The 23,562-nt window shown below is 45.2% G+C and carries 19 protein-coding genes and 1 pseudogene; 7 read left to right on the plus strand and 13 right to left on the minus strand.

Annotation, left to right across the window (positions count from 1 at the left end; all coding sequences use genetic code 11):
* Positions 1 to 181 precede the first annotated feature (181 nt).
* From rsgA to RJD38_RS17380, 10 genes and pseudogenes are all read right to left on the minus strand, one after another.
* Complete coding sequence (gene rsgA, locus RJD38_RS17335; protein ID WP_065546715.1) at positions 182 to 1,234, minus strand: ribosome small subunit-dependent GTPase A; 1,053 nt, start codon at positions 1,232 to 1,234, stop codon at positions 182 to 184.
* A gap of 120 nt (positions 1,235 to 1,354) precedes the next feature.
* Entirely contained in the window at positions 1,355 to 1,801 is a 447-nt protein-coding gene (locus RJD38_RS17340; RefSeq protein WP_065546716.1) for a copper chaperone PCu(A)C, read from the minus strand.
* A gap of 12 nt (positions 1,802 to 1,813) precedes the next feature.
* Positions 1,814 to 2,404, minus strand: a complete 591-nt coding sequence (locus RJD38_RS17345; protein WP_065546717.1) for an SCO family protein — start codon at positions 2,402 to 2,404, stop codon at positions 1,814 to 1,816.
* Complete coding sequence (locus RJD38_RS17350) at positions 2,401 to 2,826, minus strand: hypothetical protein (RefSeq protein ID WP_065546718.1); 426 nt, start codon at positions 2,824 to 2,826, stop codon at positions 2,401 to 2,403. The genes RJD38_RS17345 and RJD38_RS17350 overlap by 4 nt, the downstream gene beginning before the upstream one ends.
* A 143-nt stretch (positions 2,827 to 2,969) precedes the next feature.
* A complete protein-coding gene (locus RJD38_RS17355; protein WP_065546719.1) occupies positions 2,970 to 3,503 on the minus strand; it encodes a GNAT family N-acetyltransferase in 534 nt (177 codons plus the stop codon).
* Positions 3,504 to 3,579: 76 nt separating this feature from the next.
* Complete coding sequence (locus tag RJD38_RS17360; protein ID WP_065546720.1) at positions 3,580 to 4,218, minus strand: DUF2057 family protein; 639 nt, start codon at positions 4,216 to 4,218, stop codon at positions 3,580 to 3,582.
* Between the two features lie 233 nt (positions 4,219 to 4,451).
* Positions 4,452 to 6,569 (minus strand): type I secretion system permease/ATPase, encoded by a 2,118-nt coding sequence (locus tag RJD38_RS17365; RefSeq protein ID WP_065546721.1) that lies wholly within the window; start codon positions 6,567 to 6,569, stop codon positions 4,452 to 4,454.
* Between the two features lie 20 nt (positions 6,570 to 6,589).
* A complete protein-coding gene (locus tag RJD38_RS17370) occupies positions 6,590 to 8,500 on the minus strand; it encodes an EAL domain-containing protein (RefSeq protein WP_065546722.1) in 1,911 nt (636 codons plus the stop codon).
* 5 nt (positions 8,501 to 8,505) lie between these two features.
* Positions 8,506 to 9,270 (minus strand): transglutaminase-like cysteine peptidase, encoded by a 765-nt coding sequence (locus RJD38_RS17375; RefSeq protein WP_231893184.1) that lies wholly within the window; start codon positions 9,268 to 9,270, stop codon positions 8,506 to 8,508.
* Positions 9,254 to 10,644 (minus strand): annotated as a pseudogene (locus RJD38_RS17380) (HlyD family type I secretion periplasmic adaptor subunit). Before RJD38_RS17380 ends, RJD38_RS17375 begins: the two are co-directional and overlap by 17 nt.
* Before the next feature lie 226 nt (positions 10,645 to 10,870).
* On the opposite strand from RJD38_RS17380, the gene pdxH reads away from it, so the two are divergent.
* Positions 10,871 to 11,506, plus strand: coding sequence for a pyridoxamine 5'-phosphate oxidase (gene pdxH / locus RJD38_RS17385; RefSeq protein WP_065546723.1), 636 nt, complete (start codon positions 10,871 to 10,873; stop codon positions 11,504 to 11,506).
* A 56-nt stretch (positions 11,507 to 11,562) separates the two neighbouring features.
* Here the strand turns inward: pdxH and RJD38_RS17390 are convergent, their stop codons facing one another.
* The 3 genes from RJD38_RS17390 to RJD38_RS17400 all read right to left on the minus strand — a co-directional run bounded on the left by RJD38_RS17390 (position 11,563) and on the right by RJD38_RS17400 (position 15,701).
* Positions 11,563 to 12,282 carry a helix-turn-helix transcriptional regulator gene (locus tag RJD38_RS17390; RefSeq protein WP_065546724.1) on the minus strand — a complete coding sequence of 240 codons (720 nt, stop codon included), beginning with the start codon at positions 12,280 to 12,282 and terminating at the stop codon, positions 11,563 to 11,565.
* Positions 12,283 to 12,621: 339 nt separating this feature from the next.
* Positions 12,622 to 14,448, minus strand: a complete 1,827-nt coding sequence (locus RJD38_RS17395) for an SUMF1/EgtB/PvdO family nonheme iron enzyme (RefSeq protein WP_065546725.1) — start codon at positions 14,446 to 14,448, stop codon at positions 12,622 to 12,624.
* A gap of 152 nt (positions 14,449 to 14,600) precedes the next feature.
* The gene (locus RJD38_RS17400; RefSeq protein ID WP_005593445.1) at positions 14,601 to 15,701 is read right to left on the minus strand and encodes a PEGA domain-containing protein; all 1,101 of its coding nucleotides are present in this window, start codon (positions 15,699 to 15,701) and stop codon (positions 14,601 to 14,603) included.
* Between the two features lie 439 nt (positions 15,702 to 16,140).
* Here RJD38_RS17400 and RJD38_RS17405 point away from each other — a divergent pair, with 439 nt between their 5' ends.
* The 6 genes from RJD38_RS17405 to RJD38_RS17430 all read left to right on the plus strand — a co-directional run bounded on the left by RJD38_RS17405 (position 16,141) and on the right by RJD38_RS17430 (position 23,532).
* Positions 16,141 to 16,956: a helix-turn-helix transcriptional regulator gene (locus tag RJD38_RS17405; RefSeq protein ID WP_005593446.1), complete on the plus strand. Its 816-nt coding sequence runs from the start codon at positions 16,141 to 16,143 to the stop codon at positions 16,954 to 16,956.
* Positions 16,957 to 17,142: 186 nt separating this feature from the next.
* A complete protein-coding gene (gene putA / locus RJD38_RS17410; protein WP_065546726.1) occupies positions 17,143 to 20,271 on the plus strand; it encodes a bifunctional proline dehydrogenase/L-glutamate gamma-semialdehyde dehydrogenase PutA in 3,129 nt (1,042 codons plus the stop codon).
* A 14-nt stretch (positions 20,272 to 20,285) separates the two neighbouring features.
* The gene (locus RJD38_RS17415; protein ID WP_065546727.1) at positions 20,286 to 20,978 is read left to right on the plus strand and encodes a 1-pyrroline-5-carboxylate dehydrogenase; all 693 of its coding nucleotides are present in this window, start codon (positions 20,286 to 20,288) and stop codon (positions 20,976 to 20,978) included.
* Between the two features lie 94 nt (positions 20,979 to 21,072).
* The gene (gene putP, locus RJD38_RS17420; protein ID WP_065546728.1) at positions 21,073 to 22,563 is read left to right on the plus strand and encodes a sodium/proline symporter PutP; all 1,491 of its coding nucleotides are present in this window, start codon (positions 21,073 to 21,075) and stop codon (positions 22,561 to 22,563) included.
* Between the two features lie 177 nt (positions 22,564 to 22,740).
* A complete protein-coding gene (locus tag RJD38_RS17425; protein WP_005593451.1) occupies positions 22,741 to 22,968 on the plus strand; it encodes a hypothetical protein in 228 nt (75 codons plus the stop codon).
* 96 nt (positions 22,969 to 23,064) lie between these two features.
* Positions 23,065 to 23,532 carry an Lrp/AsnC family transcriptional regulator gene (locus RJD38_RS17430; protein ID WP_065546729.1) on the plus strand — a complete coding sequence of 156 codons (468 nt, stop codon included), beginning with the start codon at positions 23,065 to 23,067 and terminating at the stop codon, positions 23,530 to 23,532.
* Positions 23,533 to 23,562 lie beyond the last annotated feature (30 nt).

Consider the following 23,562-nt stretch of genomic DNA (forward strand, 5'->3'; position numbering starts at 1 on the left):
TGGCTACTGAGATAATTTATACTAGCGCTTTGAGATATTGTGTCTAGAAATAATTGGATATTAGGGTTAAAGATTGCGATTTGTGATTTGTTGTGAATTTTATGTTGCATTTTAACGTTTGCTTAGTGTTTAAAAAGAGGAGCGAATTGCTCCTCTAATGCTGTCGACAAACGAAATTTATCTAAAGACCCTTCTTTCGTGAGCGGTTCTCTGTTTGTATTGAACGGCAAAATTTAGTGAATTGCTTGTCTTTGGATCGTTGTTCTGCCAGTGATGCGCTGTTTCGTTCTTGTTCACGCATTAGCTTTAGGTAGTTGTTGACGCGTCGTAGGTCGATTTGACCTGCATTTAATGCTTTATTGATCGCACATCCCGGTTCATTGACGTGTTGGCAGTCGGCAAATCGACATTGTTCAACCAGCGTTTGGATATCAGAAAATGTTTGTTCAACACCATCAGCGCAGTCATGAATTTGTAGCTCGCGCATTCCCGGCGTATCAATTAATACTCCACCACTTGGCAATAAGTGCAATGAACGGCTGGTGGTGGTATGGCGACCTTTGCTATCGTTTTCCCGAATATGGCCAGTCGATTGAGTGCTCTCGCCGAGTAAACTGTTCACTAAGGTAGATTTTCCGACACCGGAAGAGCCCATAAAGGCGATGGTTTTTCCGTTCTTACACCAAGCTAATAATGCTTGGCATTGCTCCGTTGAAAGCGCATTGACGACTTCTATCATCAGCATAGTATCGAGTGATTGGACTTGTGCGCGTTTTTCTTCGGCGTCATTACACAAGTCGGCTTTGGTCAAGATAATAACGGGCTCGACATCGGCTTCATAAGCGATGGCAAGATAGCGTTCGATCCGATTTAAGTTGAAGTCATCGTTGAGCGAGCAAACAATAAACAAAGTTGTGATATTCGAGGTGATGAGCTGTTCTGCCACTTTGCTACCCGCCGCTTTGCGGCTAAATAGGGATTGGCGCTCAAGTAACCGGATAAATTGACCATGACGATCAAGTACGATCCAGTCGCCAACCGTCATGTCGGGTAGCGACTTGTGTATAGCGAGAGCCATTTCTCCCTGCTCACTGACGAGCGTGTAACCACTACGGTGATGTTCACTAATTCGAGCGATGGTATTGGATTCAAGCTCATCGAGCGTCAACTGAGTTTGAAATAAATGGTTCCAACCCAGTTGGGAGAGTGTTACGGGATGAACAGTGCTGTTCATATATTACTACCTCAAGCATGTGATGCCTGCTGTGAGCGATGCGGCATCAGGTCTATTGATTGCGAGAAGCATAACAAAAGGGGCTGAGTTATGCTCAGCCCCTTTCCCACTTAGTAATAATTAATGATGATGTTTCATTCCTTTCATCACGGCTTTGATAGGGGCATTGAAAGTTTGCTTTTCGCCATTGGCAAAAGTGAGTTCAACATCAATGCTTTCACCTTCAACCAGAGGTTTAGTTAACTCAAATAGCATGATGTGCAAACTGCCAGGTTTTAACGAGACATGGCCTTGAGCTGGAATTTCAATTTGTTCTACTTGGCGCATTTGCATAACATCGCCGTCATGGATAACGTCATGCAGCTCAACTTTGCCTGCTGCTGGTGTTGATGCCGCAACGATGGCGCGATTTTGTTCTGTGTGATTCATTAATTCGACGAATACTGCGCTGGTTGCTGCGTTAGGTGGTGTCGCACGGGCGTATGGATGGTGCGTCATTATATCCATATTGGCATGAGCAATCGGGCTGAGCGCTAAGGCGGCTAAGAGCAAAGCGTTGAGTTTCATTGTCAGTCCTTGTTATTGTTGGTTGAGACTTTTGATTGCGGCAACTAAAGGTGCCGGCGTGAGCGTATGAGGCACCTTAGTGATCAAGCTACCATCGGGGTGAATAAAGTAAAAATAAGAGTTGTGGTCGAGCGTATATTTCAGCTCAGACTCTTCGAGTTCGGTTCTTTTAAATACCACGCCATATTTGGTGGCGAGAGGCTGAGTCACCTCGATTGGCGCCGATAGCCCTTCAATCAGAGGATGAAAATACTGAGCATAAGTATGTGCTGTATTGGCATCATCTCGCTCAGGATCGAGAGAAATGAATATCGGACGAATGGTTGATTTGGTCGTGTCGTCGAGTTGATTGAGTGCGCCCGCTAACATGGCAAGAGATGTGGGACAAACATCTGGGCAATGAGTAAAACCGAAATAAATTACCCGCACACGATCATCTTGGATATCGAAAAGATCGACAGCGTTGTTGTTTTCGCCCTGAAATATCACTTTAGCACTATCTGCTTCATTAACGGCAGGAGTCGGTTTGCTATCAATAAAAACCTTTACGCCATACCCCAGAGCAAAGGCGGCGATTAAAATTAGAGACCAATTTTTACTCATCGTGCCATCCTTATCGCGAGGGAGATTGACTGTTGACCATCGGATAATTGACCAATCCAAGTCATGTTTTCCATCGTACAGGCGGGTAGCAGCACTTCAGCTTGATAGAGACCATTACCGGTGGCTTGGAGTTCAAACAATGCCGTGCCCATATCCATTTCGTGCCCGTTAAGCGTTAGCCGTAGCGAAGGTGATTGGCTGTTTGGCCAAGTAGCAGAAATCTGCACAGGCATTAAAGGCTGGGCGACATCGCGATCAAGTTTTACCGTGATGGATTCTTGCTCACAACCACGAGTCGATAACTGACAGTATTGCGCCAGTTGGCTTTGTTTGTCTTCATTGAACCACGAGGCAATATCTTGAGCGAAATAGCCTGTGCTCAGCGCAATAGCGATGAAAATGAGTTTAAGTATAGTGGGCATGGGCAAACAAAATTATTGATTGAAACGATATGCTATCACTTCACTAACAATAGTTTTGTATTGTTTAACAATTTTGTGCCGAGTATCAAGTTACGCTTGGGTCTCTGCCCTACAAAATGAACACTCAATAACAGATAGTGACGCTAAACGGACTTATGTATGGCATAAATTGCGTGATCGAGAATACGATCACCTACTTTTTCACTGTTGGTAATAATGCCTTCGAGTTTCATCCCGGTACGTTCTGCAACCTTACGGCTAGGGAAGTTATCGACCGCAGCGGCTAACTCTACTTTATGGATTTGATAGTGATTAAAGGCGAGGTCGATGAGTTTAAGCACCGAGCGGGTTATGATGCCTTTTCCGGTGTGATTTTGAGAAAGCCAATAGCCAATTTTTGCCCGACTGAGATCATGATCAATGCTATTTAAACTGCAATTACCAACCAACTTGCCTTGATAGAGTATCGCGCAGGTGAGAGATTGCCCTTCGGCATAATCGTGCAATGAACGTTGGATGAAGTGACGAAAATCTTGTTCACTCTGACAAAAGGCAGGCCAAGCCAACCACTGCGAAAGGTAATCGATTTGTTCGCTGACAAGCGCACAGTATTGAGCCGCGAGAGATTCTTCTATTAGAGCCAATTCAATATCGTTATCAATATGAACAGTAAACATCACCACCTCCTAGATAATCATCCTTAAACCGCAGTAACTTATTTTATGCATTGCGGCTTAAGGATCAATGTATCGATTATTGTTGGTTAACGAACTGCTTAAATTTCGCTTTGGTTTTATCATCGGCTTTTTGATACCAAAAATGCAGCATCTCTTCAGCGGTGTTTGCGTTAACTTTTACGGCCTTGGTATTGGCAGTAGAGTTTGTCATGGCGACGGCAGCAACGCTGCTCGATAATGCCGCAACACCCGCACTTTCGTTATAGAGTTTACTTTCGATGACATAGTCACGACCAAGTTGTAGACCATCTTTCTGTAGAACATCTTGGACTATTTCGATCGATTGCCCTTGTTGGTTGACCAGGCCTAACTCAAGTTTTTTGATGTTGTTTTCCGCATCTCGCTCATTACGGTATTCCGGTAGTACGAAATCAAGAGTGGTATTTTCCGCTGAAAAATTGGCGATGATGGCTTCACCTTCAACGATGTGACGGTCGTTACCTTTGGTGAAGTAGGGCTGGTAGCGTAGCACAATTTGATTTTCACCATCCGGCAACGTCACGCTTTTGGCTGAACTGAATAAGCCCCCATTAACGTCAGGCTTCGCTTGGTTAACCACCAATAGGTCAACGTTGTCTGGCAGGTTTAAAGTGATATCCGCGTGGGCTACACCAGTGAATAGGAGGCTAGCCAGTAGGGTTGTCATTGTTTTCATTATGTATTCCTAGATATTGCAGCGTAAAGGATGAGCTTGCCCACTGATGGTGGGGATTGCAAGGGGTGCAATGTTAGATGTTGGAAAATTCACACAAATGTCATTTCGTATCGATTGCGAGTGTTGTTGTTAAGTGTAGTGCTAACAATCTGAAAAGTGAGGAGACTTGTTGTAAAAATACTAATGCCAGCGAGTTGCTGGCATTAGTAAAGGGGTAATGGAACCGCAATAAGTTAGGAGCTAACGGCTCTAACCTTACCTTGCATTAAATTCTGCAATACTTCTGCTTTTGGACCATCCGCGATAATGGAACCTTTTTCCATCACAATAACGCGTTCTGCGACGTCAAGCATTGAGGTTTTATGAGTAATCAAGATCAGCGTTTCATGCTTGTTTAATTGCGCTAACTGCTGCTTGATGTGCATTTCAGAGCGGTTATCCATCGCGCTGGTTGGCTCATCCATTAATAGTACTGGCGGGCGCCCTAGAATGGCACGAGCGATAGAAACCGCTTGACGTTGACCACCAGAAAGCAATTGACCGCCTTCACCCACTTGACGTTCCAAACCAGCAGGATCTTGTTGGGTAAACACTGTCACCCCAGCACGATTGGCCGCATCCATCACATCACGATCATCGGCCAGAGGTCGGCCCAGCGTGATGTTGTCACGTATTGAGCCATAGAACAGGTGGTTATCTTGTGGTACACAGCCAATATTACGGCGGATATCGATATGATGGAGCTGATCAATATCGGTATCATCGATGCGTACATGGCCTTCTGTTGGTTTGTATAAACCAAGGATCAAACGCTCTAAGGTGGTTTTACCTGAACCAATACGGCCAATAATTGCTACCTTTTCACCGGGGTTGATGGTCAAGCTTAGATTGCGAATCGACGCCATCGGTGAATCTGGGTAGTGGAAGGTCACATTATCAAGTTCAATTTTACCGTGGATGATTGGGCGATGAATGTAACGTTTACCTTCTTCTTGCTCATCCGGCATACTCATCACTTGCTCAATGATGGTCATGGAGGATTTCGCTTGATTATAACGCGTTGAGAGTAAAGAGAGCTGAACCATTGGCCCTATAGCGCGACCACTGAGCATTGTCGCCGCAATAAGCCCACCCATCGTCAAGTCGCCCTCAGCGATGAGGTAAACCCCAAAAATAATCATCCCCACGTTGGAAGCTTGCTGAACGAAGCTGGCAGTGTTTTGAATGCCATCCGTGATACGGCGACTTTTGATGTTCCAGTTTGCCATGTGGGCAACTGCTTCTTCCCAGCGGAATTGGAACTGGCTTTGCGCACCGAACAGTTTCACTGTCTCGAGCCCTGAAAGGCTCTCAATCAGGTTGGCGTATTTTTGTGAGGCTAAACGAGAGCCTTCTTCAATCGCTCGGCGTAGTGGCCCTTGTATTAGCAGAGAGTAGATAATCAATATCAACACCCCTGCGATAGGCACCAGCACCAAATTACCCGCCATTAGCCAGATGAGGAACAAGAATAAAATGGCAAAAGGTAAATCGATCAAGGATCCAATCGTCGCTGAAGTGAAAAACTCACGAATGGATTCGAACTCTTGCAAATGTCGAGCAAAAGCACCGACCGAAGGCGGTCTTGCCTCCATGCGAATACCCAGCACTTTGCTAAACAGTTTCGATGAAATCAGAATATCGGATTTTTTGCCGGCCACGTCGATGAAGTAGCTGCGCATGAGCTTGAGCACCAGATCGAATAAAAAGATGACAAAAATGCCACTGGCCAGCACCCACAAGGTTTCAAATGCGAGATTAGGCACCACTTTATCGTAAACAATACGCGTAAACATCGGTGCGGCAACCGCGAAGAGGTTGATTAATATTGATGCGATTAGTACATCACGGTAGATGTTTTTTGATTGCCAAATCGTGCTCCAAAACCAGTGGCCTTTTTTGGTGTCTAAAACTTCTGGAGAACGTTCGTCATAGCGAAATTGCTTTTTAACCAGAAAGTAGCGACCGACATATTGCTGCTTGAGATCTTCAATAGGCACCGAAACAGGGACTAGGCCTGATTCACCGGTGACGATCTCCGCGGCGTTATCTTCGTGGTTGAAGGCGTTTAGCACGCAGGCGTCACCACCTTTGAGCAGCAACACGACGGGCAAAACAAGATCTGAGATTGCAGTCAGATCAGAACGATTTTCTTTGGCCACCAATCCAGCACGCTCGGCGGAGCGGGGGAAGAGAAATGGCGTAAGTTTGCCATCTGATAATGGTAAACCATTGATCAGGGCCTCAGGTGAATTCGCTAACCCATAATACCGACTAACGTAAATGAGTGAACTGAGTAACGGATCCTGCATACAATCAGCCTTTCCTACTGCTATTTATCAACGATGAAGCCTTGGAAAACTTCAATAAAGTGTTCAGACAAGAAGTCTAATTGTGTTTGAGTTTCGACTCGCGAAGCAATGGTTATAATCCCTAAATTGTTTGCTGTTCGAGAGATCGACGTTAACGTGAATTTTTGTTTTTCATCTTCCAAATGGTGAGTGTAGAGATAGTCGAGCTTGACGTACGCAGGGCGGAACTCATTGATGTAATCGAGAGATTGGAAATTTCGACCATAGTTATCAACACCAAAATCAGCGCCGGCAGATCGAACCGCGTTACAGAACAACGCACAATGGTGTGGAGAGGTGACAAAACAATCTTCAGGAACCTCAAAGTGAATAAGTTGAGCAATATCCTTATTCTTATTGAGTTTCTGGCTCACCCAGCGAATAAAGCTTGGTTGAGAAATGCTGCCTTGAGCGATGTTAATCGCGACCGGTGAGGTTAAGTTGTCGTGGCGAATTTTATCGAGCATCGCGCTAATTACATATTGGTCTAATATGTGGCTGACGTTTAGTTGCTCTAAGGCAAACAAGTATTGCGGTGCACTATAGCGTTTATCGTCATGCTCAATCGCACTAAATACTTCGTAGTGATAGGTTTGGCCACTGCTGCTGTTTGCGGGCTGCATACGGAAGCTAAACCAATCATTGCTGATTGCTTCTTCCACCAACAGTTTCCACTGTTGTTTACCCATCAGTGTACGTGAGTCATCACTGGTGGTGTAACCAAAGCTCAATTCTGGGTTAGATGATGCTTGCGCCAACGAGTTATCCAGCATGGTCAAAATTTCTGAGGCTGAACAGCTGGTGGTGTTGTGGACTACCCCAAGCGATGCTTTCGCTTGTGCCATGCCGGTAGGGTCAGCGTTGAGATTCTGTACATAGGTGACAATGCTTTGTGCTAATAGCTTCAATTCATCATCGTCAATGTTTGGAATGATAAAGCCAAATTCGTCTGAAGAGATACGAGCGATAACAATGCCATTGGTGGTAAGCGACACTTTTAAGTGTTCGGCCAGTTCTCTGACCATATTGTCACCCACTTCGTAGCCTTTTTCATCGTAAAGCTCTTTGATAAAGCGTGCTTCGAGTAAAGCCACACCACCATAGCCGCCTTCACCTAACCAAGAGTTAAGCTGACTCATGTAATAAGCACGGTTACCGAGGTTTGATACCGGATCGATGTAGGCGCGTTGGCGAAGCTGCTGGGCTTCTTTTGCTTGTGCTTTAAAGGAAAGCTCTAGCTGGGCTGACATGCTGTTAATGCCATCAACCACGCTGATTAAGTCGACCGTGGCAGGGCGGGGCAGTGGCTCACCAAAATGGTTACGCGCCACTTGTTCCATCTTCTCTACGATCATTCGCAGTGGCTTTAACGCGCGTTGCAAAATGAATGAGATGGCGAGTAGGCCAATCAAGAGCACAATACAGAAAACAATCACCAAGTCTTCAAACGCTTTCCATAACTGAGCGTACGCATCGCCGGGATGGCTGACGATTTCGACTTCCGCGAGCTGCATCCAACCACTTGTAACAACACGGCTGTCATGGATTTTGTCAAACAATCCTAGCTTGATAAACCAGTCAGGAACATTGCTCGGTTGCACAGGATAAGTACGGACAATCTCTTCGCCGCTATCAAGGAAGATCAAACGTACCACCGAGTAGCTGCTACCATCAAACAGGGCGTTGATTACAGACTCGACCGCAACTGGGTCTTTCTCTTGCAGGTAAGGCGCTAGCGCTAACCCAACTGTATTGATGGTGTTATTGACCTCGGAACGTTGTTGTTGCTCGAGGTTGTTACGAGTCGTATTGAATTCGATGAGAAACACCGAAACCATTAAGAGGATAAACACCGCAATCATCCCTGCGACAAGTTGTTTATAAAGAGTCATAGTGCCTACTCATCGTAATTTACAATTGGTTTTCTTAGTTGGAGCGATTTCTCGCGAGCACGAAGGTCATTCCATAGACTTAATCGCGATGACTTCCCTGCCAACTGTCCATTTTGTGATTTCATTAACCACAGATTTTTACCGTTAAAACTGTAGATCGGTAATAGATCTCGACGTTTTGATGCTGTCATGATCTCTGGATTAATGTTATCGAGAATCAAAGGTTCTGCGCTTGGGCTGGAGTAATAAGCTAAGACCATATGAAACTGATTCAAAGTGATGGCTTTAACATACACCAGACGCAATTTTTTATCTGAGACGCCAAGTTCCAATAAGGAGAAGTATTTAGCGATGGTGAAGTCTTCACAATCACCTGCATTACTACCGAGAAACTCCAATGGTGTCGCCCAGTAGTCATTTTTTCCCCATAATTTGTCATCATTAACAAAGTTAAGTTGATTGAAAAACTGATTCACATGAGCCAGCTGTTTATGTTCAGGCAAGCCATGATATACCGCCATTTCTTTGCGCCATGTAGTGACCCTCAAACCCGCTCGCTCACCGTAAATTCGTGTCACCGTTTCCACTAAACGCTGTTCTTTACTGTTCAGTGCTTGTGACGCGGTTGAGCCAAACGCCAGCAGTGAAGCGAGTAGCGTGAACTTAATCCATCGGGCGTTTTTGGTACGCGAACGCTTTAATGAACCCACTTTTCGCTCATTATGCTTTTGCGCATTTGGCGCACGAACCTGATTACTCTTTAAGTGCATTGGTCTGCGCATTTAAGATCGGTTTTAGTAAGTACTCCATCACGGTACGCTTGCCAGTAATGATATCGACTGATGCGGTCATGCCGGGAATAATAGGCAATGATTCATTTTTGTTTAAACTCGTTTCGGTAGTACGCACGCGCACGAGATAAAAACTATTGCCTTCTTCATCAGTGGTGGTATCGGCACTAATGTGCTCCAACGTACCATCTAATCCGCCGTATTTAGTAAAGTCATACGCACTAAATTTAACAATGGCGTGCAATTGAGGATGCAGGAAAGCGATATCTTGTGGGGCAATTTTCGCCTCAACTAGCAGTGTATCCTCGCTTGGAACAATCTCGACAATATCCATACCGGGCTGAATCACACCACCCACGGTATTGATGTTTAAAGTTTTGACAGTACCGGTTACTGGCGAAACAACCACGGTACGATTAACTCGATCTTCAAGTCCTACGGTGGATTCGGTCATTGCCGAGAGTTTGTCTTCCGCCTGATTGAGTTTCTCTTGCTGCTCTGAGCGGAATTTTTGCCCTGCATCAATTCGGCTCAGCATCGCTTCGCGAATGGCTGATTTCAGCACTGGTACTTTTAACTTGCTTGAGGTCATTTCACGACGAGTATCGTTCACTTGGCGCTGCAGTTTGAGTAGTTCGATGCGCGGCACAACGCCTTCATCCGCCAGCGGTTTGGTGATTTCGAGTTCCTTACGTGCAAAGTTGTAGCTTTCACGTAAGTTGCGCACACGCGCTTCAATTTCAACCAAATCTTGTTGCTTCTGTTTTACTTGTTGGTCGATAAGTGAGATTTGGTTGCGTAGTTCGTTAAGATCTTGTCGGTATTCTGCTTGTTGGCGAGAGGCTAACTGAGGGCGTCGTTCTTCAAAACCTTCAGGGAATTCGAGTTTACTGTAATCAATGGTGACGTTTTTTTGCCAGTTGGAACTATCAAACTCTTCGGCAATTGAGACACTGGCGAGAGAGGCGATAGCTGAATTACGCTCGCGGTTAGGTTGGCGACTTGCTGTTCGCGCTCACGAAAGTCGGAACGAAAACGAGTGTCGTCGATAAGGAGCAGTTGTTGGCCTTTTTCGACCATTTGCCCTTCACGAACTAAGATCTCTTTTACTAAGCCACCTTCCAAATTTTGAATGACTTGGATCTGAGAAGAAGGCACAACTTTGCCTTGGCCAACCGTAACCTTATCTATTTCAGCCCATGATGCCCACGCAACTGCGATAATAAAAAATAACAGCATCAGCCAAAGCATAATACGAGCGCTATTAGGGGTATTAAGCAGAAGGGCGGCAGTCTTGTCATCGACATAGTCCAATTCGTCAGCATTAAGACGATTGTAACTGCGTTTGGTCATTGAATTTCCCTAGCGTTTACTTACGTTATTTAATTGATTTTATTACCTTTGCACTAAAATGTTAAGAACTTGATATTAAAGTTCAGTATAAATAGTGAGAATATCTAAATCTAATGGGTGATATTGAGTGTAAATCACTGACTTAAGTCTAGACGCAAAACAAGGATAGGTCTTGAGTTATCAATAATATGGGCGCACAATCACCAAAAAAAGCCAAGGAGATGAAATGGAACTGGAAGATATTCGCCGCGAGTACAGCAAAGGGGGCTTACGTCGTAAAGATTTGCGTAGTGACCCCATTGAGCAGTTTAATTTTTGGCTTCAACAAGCGATTGAGGCTAAATTGCTTGATCCGACCGCAATGACCGTCGCCACCGTGGATGATTCAGGGCAACCTTACCAACGCATCGTTTTGCTTAAGCATTGTGATCAAGATGGTTTTGTCTTTTATACCAATTTGGGTAGTCGGAAAGCACAGCATATTGAAGGCAATGCGAAAGTGAGTTTGCATTTCCCTTGGCATAATCTTGAAAGGCAAGTAAACGTACTGGGCGTGGCTGAAAAACTGAGCGCGGCAGAGAATTTTAAGTATTTCACCTCCAGACCCAAAGAGAGTCAACTTGCTGCCATCGCTAGCAAACAGAGCAGTCGTATTTCTGCAAGAGGAATATTGGAAGGTAAATTTCTTGAGTTAAAACAGAAGTTCGCTCAAGGTGAAATTCCAGTGCCTTCGTTCTGGGGGGGCTACCGCATCAAGCCAACGAGCATTGAATTTTGGCAAGGCGGAGAAAATCGTCTTCATGACCGATTCTTGTATTCGCAAGCAGAGGGACGCTGGGATATCGATCGACTCGCACCATGATGGAGCGTTCGTGTTAGCCAAATAGGCTTATTACTCTTGTTCAAAAGACGCCACATTTATGTGGCGTTTTCGTTATTAAGAACGATGGAGAGTTGTGTGCGCAGTAGGGTTTGTGGAATATGCGAACCGTAGCCGCGGTCAAGGGCGAGATCAATCAAGTGGGCTTTGCTGTGTGCGCAAAATTTGGCTCGCAGTCGCGCCACATAGCCTTCAAATGTTTTAATCGAGATATTCATCGTATCGGCAATGAAAGTGGGTTTTTTGCCGTAGAGCAGCAGAAACAGCACTTCTTCCTCGCGAGCCGTCAGCTTTTCTTTCACTAATTTAAAATCATCTACCTTGGGTATTTTTAAACCACTGCTCAGCCCGGTGGCTCGACAGATCCAATGCCCCACTTCAAGTATGGCGGTTTCAGTGAGATCTTGACCAAAAAAAACGGTGCCGCGAACTTGGCCATCTTCGTCATACCAAGGTTTCTTAGTGAAGATATGAGCACGCCAACTGCCATCAGGATAGGGATGAATGTCGAGGATCTTTAGTGAGCATTGCGTTGCGATAACATGGCGATCTTGGCGACGGAAATCATCGGCGCAATTGACGGTTTGGCAAGGCATATCATGGTCTGTTAAGCCGGTAATTTGTTCGCTAGATTGGAAGCCAATTAATTGTGCGTATGCTTGATTCACATAAACGAATACCGAGTCTAAATCTTTACAGCCCCAGTAGCCTGGTAGTTGGTTGACCAACGAATCAAACGTACTATCCACCAAACTCATGGTGCAATCTCATATATGATACTAGATACGCATATGGTAAGAGATTCTGTTTAGTGAAGATATAAAAAAAGCCAGATATCTCATCAATATCTGGCAAATACAAGAATTATTCTTGTCGACGTGTAGAAGAGGTTCTATGACTCAACGAGGGTCTGCTGAGTGATAGAGGCATCAATATACGACTATTGATGCCGACGATGACACTGAGTGCCAAAGCTTGAAGTGACTGTATCCCGTGCGACAAAAACAAAAAAGGGGGGAAATCCCCCCTCTTTTTCACTATTGTGATATCTATCTATCTATCTATCTATCTATCTATCTATCTATCTATCTATCTATCTATTTGATTTCACGAACAACACGGAAACCCACATAGTTCGCAGCACTGGTTGGAGAAAGATAGAGACGCTCGTAAGCAACCGCTTTCGCAGGAGAAAAGTTCCATGCGCCGCCTTTTGCAATGCCTTGTGCGCTGTTAGTCCACTGCCATACGTTACCAACGGTATCGTAAAGGCCAAGCGGGTTAGCTTTAAAAGACTTTACTGGAGAAGTGCTGGTGTTAGCCCACGGTGAGCTACTCCAACCTGTATTCGCTTCGCCAGTAATGAAGTCATTCCCCCACCAGTAGTCGCTCTGACTGCCAGCGCGTGAGGCAATTTCCCATTCATCTTCACTTGGTAAACGGTAGTGGTAACCCGTTTGTTGGCTCAGCCATTTTACGTACGCTTTTGCATCATTTTTACTGATACAAACCACCGGTGAATCGCTCGCTTGTTTGAAGCCTGGATTACGCCAATAGCTTTTCTCAATCGCGGTGACATCCCCTTCCACAATGGCAGTGCAGGTATTTTTAAGTTCCGCATCGGTCTGGTAATCCGTTTGACGAACGAAGTTATCAAACTGACCAACCGTGACCGGAAGGGCACCGATACCGAAAGCATGATCAAGGTAAACTTGATTGGATGCGTTCTCACCCAGCATATATTCGCCCGGTACGATGGCCACAAGTTGCGGCGCGGTAATCCCACCTTTGATTAGGTCTGCGAACTTATCGCCTGCGCTGAGACTATTTGCTTTTTGCTTTAAATTCGCACGTAGTTGGTGATCGGATTTAATGCTTAAGTTTTGATCGAAAGTTTGGAAGCCATCTTTCTTCACCACAATGTGATGTGGGCCAACGGGCAGCATAATCTCTACTGGCGTATTACCGTATGAAACACCATCAACAAAAACTTGATCATCAAATTGATTTGAGCGAACCGAAAGCGTTACCCATGCGACTTCTTTTTCATTACTAAACTGTTCCGCAGAGGTGTAGCCCGGCTCAAAACAGTATTGTTTATCAACATCGAGTAGGGTACAGGCGGTGGTGTTGTCGAGGCGAGATTCAAGATCGACGTCCATAACGGTGCGGTAGCGTTCGCCGTCGTAGAAGCCAGAGCTGGTGACTTTGTGACGCATAACATGGATATTGAACGATGCTTTACTCGCATTCGCTTTGACTAATTGCGCTTCAGTGGTTTGATCAATCAACTCAGTTTGGAATTGTTTGACGGCTTTTTGAAGTGCCAGTTCACGAGTTTGGTTATCACACTGAGCCAAGGTCATATTTGACTGACAGCGATTAGTAAAGCTGACGTTAACTTGATGGCTCGGCGAGAGTTCAGTTTCTAGGCGTTCGACACGCGCGCGAATTTTAGCGCCATCAAAGTCAGCGATTGCTTGTTCAATGGTTTGAATTTTTGCATCTTGCTGGGCTAATAGCAGCTTGGCGTCTTCAAGCTGTTGCTCGACGTTTAATTTGTCTTGCTGATTCTGCTTGAGGTCTTTCCATGCATCTTGGTAAGCGTTTTGCGAGCTGGCGAGATCAACGCTAGGATCATCAATCATCGCTTTATAGTCCGCTTCTAGCTGAACTTTCGCCGCGGCAAATTTATCCGTCAGTGCTTGATTGTTTTTCTTGGCTTGAAGCAACATGTTTTGCTGCTGGGCTACGCTAGCCTGTTGCTCTTTACGTACTTTAAGTGCGCTCTCTAGCTCGGCATGCTTGGAAAATAGTTGGTCATCAATGGAAACAACAGTGGTTGCTGTAGTGTCTGCCAATGCGCCAGTGCTTATAAGGCATGGAGATAATGCCAGCAAAAGAGTCGGTAAACTTGTTCGCATCGTGGTATGTCTATCTTCAATTAAATTAATTAGCTTATTCTAAACGAAAACGCCATTTTGTCTTAAATTATCGTTAGATAACTTAGAAGCAAAATGGCGCTTTCCTTCATCTTTGTGAATTGGCTCGTTTTTATTATAAAGAGAAGCCTAGATTAGCTGTCGTCTTTAGAGCGCAATTTCACCCAAACGGTATCATTTTGGCTGATGGTCACTTCGCGGTTATAGGTTTGGTAACCGTTTTTTGAAACCGTCACTTTGTGCAGGCCACGTGGCAACAAAACTTCTACTGGCGTGCTGCCGTAATCAACACCGTTGATCACCACATCATCGTTGTATTGGTCAGAGCGAACTGTCACGCTAACCCAGTTTTTGTCTTGCTTTTTCGCGTGGGTACTAGAGTCATCTTTCAAGCAGTAACGGCTAGAAACGTTAAGTAGCTTACAGGCTGCTGTCGCTTCTGGTTTTGCTTGCAGTTGCGCTTGCATCTCAGTGAAGTAACTGTTGTTTCCTTCGAAACCGGCACGAACAATCTGGCTGTCTTGCACGTGAACGTTCAATTGAACGCCTTTGGCATTCTGTTTTGCCAGTGTTGACTCGGTCAAGCTGTCCATTAATTCATTTTTGAACGCTTTTACCGCTTTCTGCTTGGTTAGGTACTGGCCTTGGCTAGTACATTCACCGAGAGTCATGGTCGCAGAACAGGTGGTTTTAAAACTGGTCTGCATTACGTCGCTTTCACGTAGTTCAGCACCAAGACGTTTAACGCGCGCCTCAACTTTCTGTTCTTCAAGGTAAGAGAACTCGGAACTTAGACGAGCCTGCTTTTGCTTGATTTGAGAAAGGCGAATTTCACTCTCTGTGATCGCTTGTTGGCTCTCTAGCAGAATAGTTTGGTTCTCTTTTACGGATGCCCAAGCATTTTGGTACGCTTGTTGAAAGCTTAATAAATCGATCTCTGGATCTTCAAGAAGACGGCTATACTGTTTGTCCAGAGCCGATTTCGCACGGTTACGCTTAGCATTTAGCTCCTGCTCGTCACGCTTGAACTTAGCGTTTTCGTTTTGCAGTTGTTGAAAGCGTTGAGCTTCAGAGTCGTACTCTGTAGCAATAGTGCTCATTTCGGATTGCTTGTTACTCAATTTGATATCGATGGCAGCAACAGGATCAGCGGAAGCTTCTTCTGCACTTACCGTGGTCGATACCCAAAAAGGGCTTAGCGCGAGCAAAAGCGCTGGGATGCGACGTGTGATCATAAGTCTCTACAACAATTTTGTTTTAATTCACTAAATATAAAAATATTTAAGACAAAGTTTTGACAGTCCCTTGAGATCCTGTCGTATCGAGCAGTCTTAGATACCCTTATTAGCACTTTGAACTCTAAGACTATCATAAGTTTATAAAAATAAACCTAAAGTGCTAACGATTATTTTGGGTAGTTCACGGAAATAAGCAAGAAAATATTACAGTTTCAGTCATCTTGCTGTGGGTAGAAGTGACACAGACCGTAATTTATGTGCACTTGATCATTCTTCCGAAAGATTATCCTTCACATTTTGAGTAGTTTAAAAACGGAATTTGGCTGAATCTGCCTTTCTTTTCTGTCGTTCACCATGTCGTAAAGGATTTTATCGAGATAAGCTGCCATTTGTTATACCATCGAACTCAGTAAAAACCGCCTGAAATTAGATGCCAATGAGCAACGACAAAACTGCGCAATTGAAGCTAAATAGCGACAAAATTTTGTCTCCCCGACCTGCTGAGTTGGTGACATTACCTTCTTATATGGATTGCCATGATCATAGTTATACTCAGATCGTGATTGGTTTGAAGGGACAAGCAGAGTTTGAAGTGAACGGTTATGGGAATTTGGTCGGACCGGGCCAAGGTTGCGTCGTCACTTCTGGTTCAGGCCATGCCTTTGGTGGTGTAATTGGTCAATCGGATATTTTGGTGCTGAACATGCCATCCGCTAGTCACCAAGACCCTTTGATGTTGCAAAAACTCAATGAACTGAACCAAGCCGATGTCTATTTTCAGCTCGATGGTCAGATTCAAAAGTTGATTCAAATGTTGGTAGCAGAGATGCATGCAAGCCCGGAAGATTTATTACTTAGTCGAGCGTGTAACGACACGGTAATGGCTTTACTGCATCGCCATATTTCTTCGTTACAAGTCAATCGTAAAGAGTCGCGTTTTGACCTAGAAGCAATTGATCGCTACATAGAGCGCCACATTAGCTACAAGATCACAGTCGCGCAGTTGGCAGGCAGCGTCTTCCTCGGTGAAAGCCAATTCCATTCGTTGTTTAAAGAGCAATTGGGCATTACTCCTCATCAGTACCTATTAAGCAAACGCATCGATATGGCTAAGCAGCTGATTGAAAAAGGTCATCTAACCTTAGGTCAAGTGGCTGAGTTATCGGGATTCTCCGGACAAAGTACCTTTGCCCATGCTTTTTCGCGTCTACAAGGTATCTCTCCATCACAGTATAAGAAACAAATTGGTTAAATTGGGATAAAGATCTGGTGAGTTGTTTTGCTAAATGTGATGTGATCGTGTTTTAACTTTGTTAAATAACGAAGTTTTTAGCAAATAATCCGGAGTTTTTGACAAGTATCCAACTCAAGCTCAAAATACACTGCAAGCCATTGTAGGAAACCTGCACATTTGCAGGTGTGAGATTGAGGAAAACGCATGTTTACAGCAACCGATGTGTTGAATGCTGAGTTTATTGAGCAGCCGCTTGATGATCTCTGGGCGTTGATCTCTCCGCTATATATGGTGGATGAATCACAATGGCTATCACAGCTGCTCCCTTTGGCTGAGCCCCGTTCGGCTGAAAAACAACAAATAGAGCATCAAACGACTCAACTGATTCAAGCAATACGGGCAGATAAAAAATCGATCCAAATGATTGATGCTCTGTTACTTGAATACAGTCTTGATACCCAAGAAGGGATCTTATTGATGTGTTTGGCCGAAGCATTGATGCGTATTCCTGATGCAGCAACCGCTGATGCCCTTATTCGCGACAAATTAAGCGTGGCGGACTGGAAATCTCATCTCAAAAACTCCGATTCGGTGTTCGTGAATGCTTCAACGTGGGGATTGATGTTTACCGGTAAGGTGGTTGGATTATCCGCGCCGAAAACCCCTAGTCCAACTCAGGCTCTTAATCGTTTAGTCAATAAGCTCTCTGAGCCAGTGATTCGCCAAGCTATGCATCAAGCGATGAAAATCATGGGCCATCAATTTGTGCTCGGTCGCAGTATTGGTGAGGCGCAAAAAAATGGCGCAGCGTCATACCAAAAAGGCTTTACCTATTCGTTTGATATGCTGGGAGAAGCGGCTTTAACTTCCGCGGATGCCAACAAGTACTTTAAAGATTATTTGATGGCGATTGAAGCGGTTGGCCGTGAAATGCCGACGGTTAAAACCCATTCGGCCCCTTCCGTTTCGATCAAATTATCCGCATTGCATCCTCGTTATGAAGTGGCTAATCAATCACGTGTGATAAGCGAGCTCTACCAAACCGTGTTAGAGCTGTTACGTCGTGCCGTTGAGTTGGATGTTGCCATTACCATTGATGCTGAAGAAGCAGACCGACTGGAGTTGTCGCTCAAGCTGTTTGCCAAGCTGTATCGCAGTGAGGTGGTGCAGGGGTGGGGCAAATTTGGTTTGGTGATTCAAACATATTCAAAACGCGCTTTGCCAGTATTAGTGTGGCTTAATCGACTGGCTAAACAGCAAGGCGATGTGATCCCATTACGCTTAGTAAAAGGCGCTTATTGGGACAGCGAGATCAAGTGGTCGCAACAAGCAGGCTACCGTAATTACCCCGTTTATACTCGTAAAGAATCGACGGATGTTGCCTACCTTGCTTGTGCTCGCTTCCTGCTGAGTGCGGGTGTACGTGGCAATATTTTCCCTCAGTTTGCTAGCCACAATGCTCATACCGTCACGGCCATCGCAGTCATGGCTGAGCACAATGATTATGAATTTCAGCGTCTGCACGGTATGGGAGAATCCCTTTATAACCATGTAATGGCGATGTATCAGCAACCAGTTCGCATTTATGCTCCTGTAGGAAGCCATAAAGATCTATTGCCCTATCTTGTACGCCGTTTACTTGAAAATGGCGCCAATAGCTCCTTTGTTCATCGTTTAGTTGATGCGCGCTGCCCGATTGAAAGTTTGACTCAGCATCCGGTTGATAGCTTGCAAGCGTTTGAACGCTTGGACAATCTCAACATTCCGCTACCACCAAGTATTTTTCCGCAACGTCGAAACTCGCTTGGTATTAATGTTGATATTGAAAGCGAAGCGCAAGAGTTCGAAGCGCAGGTTGAAACTTGGTTAACGCATCAGTGGCAAGCATCACCGATGGTGAATGGTGTGCCATTTTTCGAAAGCATGATCAAGGAAGGAAATGAAGTGGAGACCATCACCGCGCCTTACGATAGACGTATTGATATTGGACAAGTTGTGTTTGCACACCTTGATCATGTTTCCGCAGCGATTGATGTTGCCCAGCAGGGATTTAGCGCTTGGCAAGCGACGCCATCGAGTGAACGTGCGGCGCCATTAGATCGATTAGCAGACTTGTTGGAGATCAATTTGGCTGAATTGGTGGCCTTATGTCATCAAGAGGCGGGAAAAACCATTCATGACGCGATTGATGAAGTACGCGAAGCGGTCGATTTTTGTCGTTACTACGCCCAACAAGTGGATGAACTGAGCGCCTTTACAATCAAGAGCTTTGATGGTCAAACACGAACCATCACACGTCAGGGTCGTGGTGTCTTTGTCTGTATTAGCCCGTGGAATTTCCCGTTGGCGATTTTCTTAGGTCAAATTTCTGCCGCGTTGGTTGCAGGGAATACCGTTGTAGCAAAACCGGCAGAGCAAACCAGTTTGATTGCTGCGCGTGCCGTCGAGCTGATGTTGCAGGCGGGTTTTCCGCCTAGTGTTATTCAACTACTGCCAGGCCGAGGCGGTGATGTTGGTCATGCGCTTACTTCTCATGCAGCTATTGCTGGCGTGGCCTTTACTGGTTCAACGCAAACGGCGCAACGTATCAATCAAACCTTAGCCAGCCGTGATTGCCAGCCTGTCCCTTTGATTGCGGAAACCGGAGGGCAGAATACGATGATTGTCGACAGTACCGCGCTACCCGAGCAGGTGGTGCGTGATGTGATTCGTTCAGCATTCGCTTCAGCAGGGCAACGCTGTAGTGCACTGCGTGTGCTGTTTGTCCAAGAAGACATTGCTGATCGTATTATTGCCCTTATTCAAGGGGCAATGAATGAACTGTCAGTGGGCGATCCTAAGTTGCATTCAACAGATGTTGGGCCCGTTATCGATGCCGGTGCGAAACAAAAACTGCTTGCTCATATCGATCAAATGGCCTCTCAGCACAAGACGATCGCGCAACTGAACTTAGATGACTCGTGTCAATATGGAGACTTTGTCGCACCTTGCGCTTTTGAAATTGATGATATCAGCGTGCTTAAAGAGGAGCAGTTTGGGCCAATTTTGCATGTGGTTCGTTTTAAGGCGAATCAAGTCGCTCAAGTGGTGGCCAATATTAATGCAACGGGATTTGGTTTGACCTTGGGGATCCATAGCCGGAACGAAACGACTTATCGCTGGATAGAAAAACATACCCGAGTGGGCAATAGCTATATTAACCGCGATCAAGTGGGGGCGGTTGTTGGTGTGCAGCCGTTTGGCGGTCAAGGCCTATCGGGTACAGGCCCTAAAGCGGGTGGTCCACACTACCTGTATCGTTTTACTCAGATCAGCAACCAAGTTCATGGATGAGAAGGAGATAAATCATGGTTCATCAAGTCATTGGATTTTCAGATGCCTTCTCTGCTTGGGAAAATTGGAATCTGACCGATTTTGATTCCAAAATCGAGGGGCTACTTGAGCTTAAACAGGGGGTTGAGCATAACCAACCTGAGTGGGCGGAAGTCATTGGTTTTCACATTGAACAAGCGGCAACGTTGATAGGCTTTGAACATCAGTTAGTGGGGCCGACAGGTGAAAGCAATGAGTTGTATACCGCAGGGCGGGGCGTGAGTTTACTCATTATGGAGGTCGATGAAGCAGCGGCAAGACAGGCCGTCATTGCTCAGCTTATTGCTGCATTAGTCGCGGGCAATAGTGTCGTGCTATGCAGTGATGATGTCACTTTTGTCACCGAATTAGAGGCGGCTTATCAACAGTCATCTCTGCCGATAAATCTCATTCAATTTGCTGCACTTGATGCAGCACCGCAAGTGCTGGAATCAGATGTGCGAGTGGTGGGCTTTGTTGGTTCAACCAGTGGGGAGCTAAATCTCAATCGACAACTTGCCAATCGCACAGGGGCGATAGTGAGCTTAGTGTCGGAGACGGATTTAGTCAGTTTATCTGTGGCTCATGATCCCCATTTATCGTTGCGGTTTATCACCGAGCGAACCAGAACAATAAATATAACAGCAGTGGGTGGTAATGCGACGTTATTGGGCGCAGCCAATCTCTGAGTGATGTCAGGGATAAACTCACGAACTCCTTAATAGCAATGCCATGGAGGACATTGCTGTTTAAGGGGACATTTTAAAGAAGAGGAAATACCACATGGAAAATAGCTTTGCTATTACAACGACGTTTATTGCTTACTTAGTTTTAATGTTAGCAATTGGCGTTATCGCCTATTTACGAACAAAAAACTCCACCGACTACTTTTTGGGTGGACGTACTTTAGGCCCTTGGCCTGCCGCGTTGTCTGCGGGTGCATCAGACATGAGTGGTTGGTTGCTGCTTGGCCTTCCGGGTTACGCGTATGCTGCGGGTATCGAAGCATTTTGGTTAGCAGGTGGCTTGTTACTTGGCACTTGGGCTAACTGGCTGATCAACGCTAAGCGCTTACGTACTTATAGTATTACGACGGACTCGCTGACGATTCCGGAGTTTTTCGCGCGTCGATTTAATGATAACTCTAAACTTATTCAAACCATTTCTGCGTTCTTTATCCTTTTGTTCTTCCTTTTCTATACCAGTTCTGGTTTGGTTGCAGGCGGCAAGTTGTTTGAAACCGTATTCGGTTTAGATTACAGCATTGCAGTGGTCATCGGCACGCTTTGTGTTGTGTCTTATACCTTATTTGGCGGTTTTCTAGCCGTGTCTTGGACGGATTTAGTGCAAGGTTTATTGATGGCTGCGGCGCTGATTATTGTACCAGTGGCAACCATGCAAGGTAGCTTTAGCGACTTAACGCATCAGTTAGAAGCGATCAATCCAGAGCTTTTAACGTTATGGAATGATTCGAAAGGTGAACCGTTGTCGGCGATCGCAATTATTTCTTTAGTTGCTTGGGGCTTGGGTTACTTTGGTCAACCGCATATTTTGGCGCGTTTTAAAGCGACTCGTAGCAACAAAGATCTGACAACGGCGCGTCGCATTGCCGTTGTGTGGACGGGTTTATCGATGATTGGTGCATTGATGGTGGGCGTCGTTGGCTTGGTCTACGTGACCAATACTGGTAGCGTTTCACTGGATGATGGTGAAAAAATCTTCATGCTATTGGTAAACTCGATGTTCCATCCAGTGGTTGCGGGTATTCTATTGGCAGCGATCCTTGCTGCGGTAATGAGTACCGCTGACTCTCAATTGTTAGTGTCATCATCGGCGCTGGCGGAAGATTTTTACAAGCAAGTGTTTAAGCAAGACGCGAGCTCTGACGAAATTGTTATGGTTGGTCGTATTGCCGTGGTGGGTATTTCCATTATTGCGCTAATTCTTGCTATGTCACCAGATAGCTCAGTATTGACCTTGGTTTCTTATGCTTGGGCGGGCTTTGGCGCAGCATTTGGTCCTGCGATGGTATTGAGTCTTTATTGGTCACGTATGAACCGTAATGGCGCGTTAGCGGGCATTATTGTTGGTGGTGTGACGATTGTCATATGGAAGCAACTAACTGGCGGCGTGTTTGATGTATACGAAATCGTACCGGGTATCATTTTCTCAACCATTGCGATTGTTGTGGTTAGCTTGATGACTGGCGAACCAGATGAGGTGGTTAAGGCGCAACATGCGAAGTTTGAGAAACAACTGCAAGAGCTAGAATAAGCTTTTGAATATCAGATAAAATGTGAACCAGTACAGCCCTCATAGCAGGGCTGTACTTTTTTGCTTACTATTTGTTTGCTTTAGCTCACAAAACGGCGTTTGGTCGTAAAATATCTGGAACCAAAGGACTATAACAGAGTCAACCTAATTGACTAAAACGTAAGGGAGAGAAGAGTCATGCCACAGATATACTGCGAATGTTGCCACAAACACACTCCACATAAAGTTGTCATGGAGCGTTGTGATAACCAGCGCAGCTCATTTCTTCGTTCTTTTGCTAGCTTTTTTGTCACTGTGCTGCAAGGTGATCACTATGTCAAAATGGAACAGCAATACTACTGTCGTAGTTGCAATCACCACTGCTCGGCGGTGGCCTCACCATTAACAAATGCCAACGCGGTCTAACAATTTCTTACGTTACTTCCATTTATATCTCATTCGGCCTGTGATTAGATTGTTCAAATAGTGTTGTTTGAATGATGAATCATCGGGGGATGTATTGTGGAGTTGGATCGAATTGATCGTGAAATCTTACGTATTTTAAATGCTCAAGGGCGCTTGCCTATCGTTGAGCTCGCAAAGCGTATTAATCTCACCACATCGCCTTGTTCTGATCGTGTTAAGCGTTTGGAAAAAGAGGGCTTTATTAGTGGTTACTATGCCGATCTTAACCCAGATAAGCTTGGTTTTGCTGTACAGGTCTTCATCCACATACGTTTAGATCAAAGTGGCCACTCACCGTTTGAATCATTTGCTGCTGAAGTTGCTAAACATCCTGAAATTGAAGCGTGTTACACGCTATCTGGTGGCTTTGATACGATGATCAAAGTGCGCGTAAAGTGCATGAAAGCGTATCAGAACTTTATGGCGACTAAGTTTGTTACCTTGCCCGGGGTTATTCAATCAAGAAGTGAAGTGGTGATTGAAGAGCATAAGACCAGTAATGGATTAAACGCCGCACAGATTTAAGTTTATAGTGAACAGATACAAAAACGGTGA

This window comes from Vibrio scophthalmi (genome assembly GCF_040869025.1).
Classification (GTDB): Bacteria; Pseudomonadota; Gammaproteobacteria; order Enterobacterales; family Vibrionaceae; genus Vibrio; species Vibrio scophthalmi.

What these genes read in the sequence shown, in the direction of transcription:
- RJD38_RS17340 (WP_065546716.1), bottom strand. Translation starts at nt 1,801, where the DNA reads ATGAAACTCAACGCTTTGCTCTTAGCCGCCTTAGCGCTCAGCCCGATT.
- RJD38_RS17425 (WP_005593451.1), top strand. Translation starts at nt 22,741, where the DNA reads ATGCCACAGATATACTGCGAATGTTGCCACAAACACACTCCACATAAA.
- rsgA (WP_065546715.1), bottom strand. Translation starts at nt 1,234, where the DNA reads ATGAACAGCACTGTTCATCCCGTAACACTCTCCCAACTGGGTTGGAAC.
- RJD38_RS17370 (WP_065546722.1), bottom strand. Translation starts at nt 8,500, where the DNA reads ATGACTCTTTATAAACAACTTGTCGCAGGGATGATTGCGGTGTTTATC.
- RJD38_RS17395 (WP_065546725.1), bottom strand. Translation starts at nt 14,448, where the DNA reads ATGCGAACAAGTTTACCGACTCTTTTGCTGGCATTATCTCCATGCCTT.
- RJD38_RS17375 (WP_231893184.1), bottom strand. Translation starts at nt 9,270, where the DNA reads ATGCACTTAAAGAGTAATCAGGTTCGTGCGCCAAATGCGCAAAAGCAT.
- RJD38_RS17390 (WP_065546724.1), bottom strand. Translation starts at nt 12,282, where the DNA reads ATGAGTTTGGTGGATAGTACGTTTGATTCGTTGGTCAACCAACTACCA.
- RJD38_RS17405 (WP_005593446.1), top strand. Translation starts at nt 16,141, where the DNA reads ATGAGCAACGACAAAACTGCGCAATTGAAGCTAAATAGCGACAAAATT.
- RJD38_RS17350 (WP_065546718.1), bottom strand. Translation starts at nt 2,826, where the DNA reads ATGCCCACTATACTTAAACTCATTTTCATCGCTATTGCGCTGAGCACA.
- putA (WP_065546726.1), top strand. Translation starts at nt 17,143, where the DNA reads ATGTTTACAGCAACCGATGTGTTGAATGCTGAGTTTATTGAGCAGCCG.
- pdxH (WP_065546723.1), top strand. Translation starts at nt 10,871, where the DNA reads ATGGAACTGGAAGATATTCGCCGCGAGTACAGCAAAGGGGGCTTACGT.
- putP (WP_065546728.1), top strand. Translation starts at nt 21,073, where the DNA reads ATGGAAAATAGCTTTGCTATTACAACGACGTTTATTGCTTACTTAGTT.
- RJD38_RS17400 (WP_005593445.1), bottom strand. Translation starts at nt 15,701, where the DNA reads ATGATCACACGTCGCATCCCAGCGCTTTTGCTCGCGCTAAGCCCTTTT.
- RJD38_RS17415 (WP_065546727.1), top strand. Translation starts at nt 20,286, where the DNA reads ATGGTTCATCAAGTCATTGGATTTTCAGATGCCTTCTCTGCTTGGGAA.
- RJD38_RS17345 (WP_065546717.1), bottom strand. Translation starts at nt 2,404, where the DNA reads ATGAGTAAAAATTGGTCTCTAATTTTAATCGCCGCCTTTGCTCTGGGG.
- RJD38_RS17365 (WP_065546721.1), bottom strand. Translation starts at nt 6,569, where the DNA reads ATGCAGGATCCGTTACTCAGTTCACTCATTTACGTTAGTCGGTATTAT.
- RJD38_RS17360 (WP_065546720.1), bottom strand. Translation starts at nt 4,218, where the DNA reads ATGAAAACAATGACAACCCTACTGGCTAGCCTCCTATTCACTGGTGTA.
- RJD38_RS17355 (WP_065546719.1), bottom strand. Translation starts at nt 3,503, where the DNA reads ATGTTTACTGTTCATATTGATAACGATATTGAATTGGCTCTAATAGAA.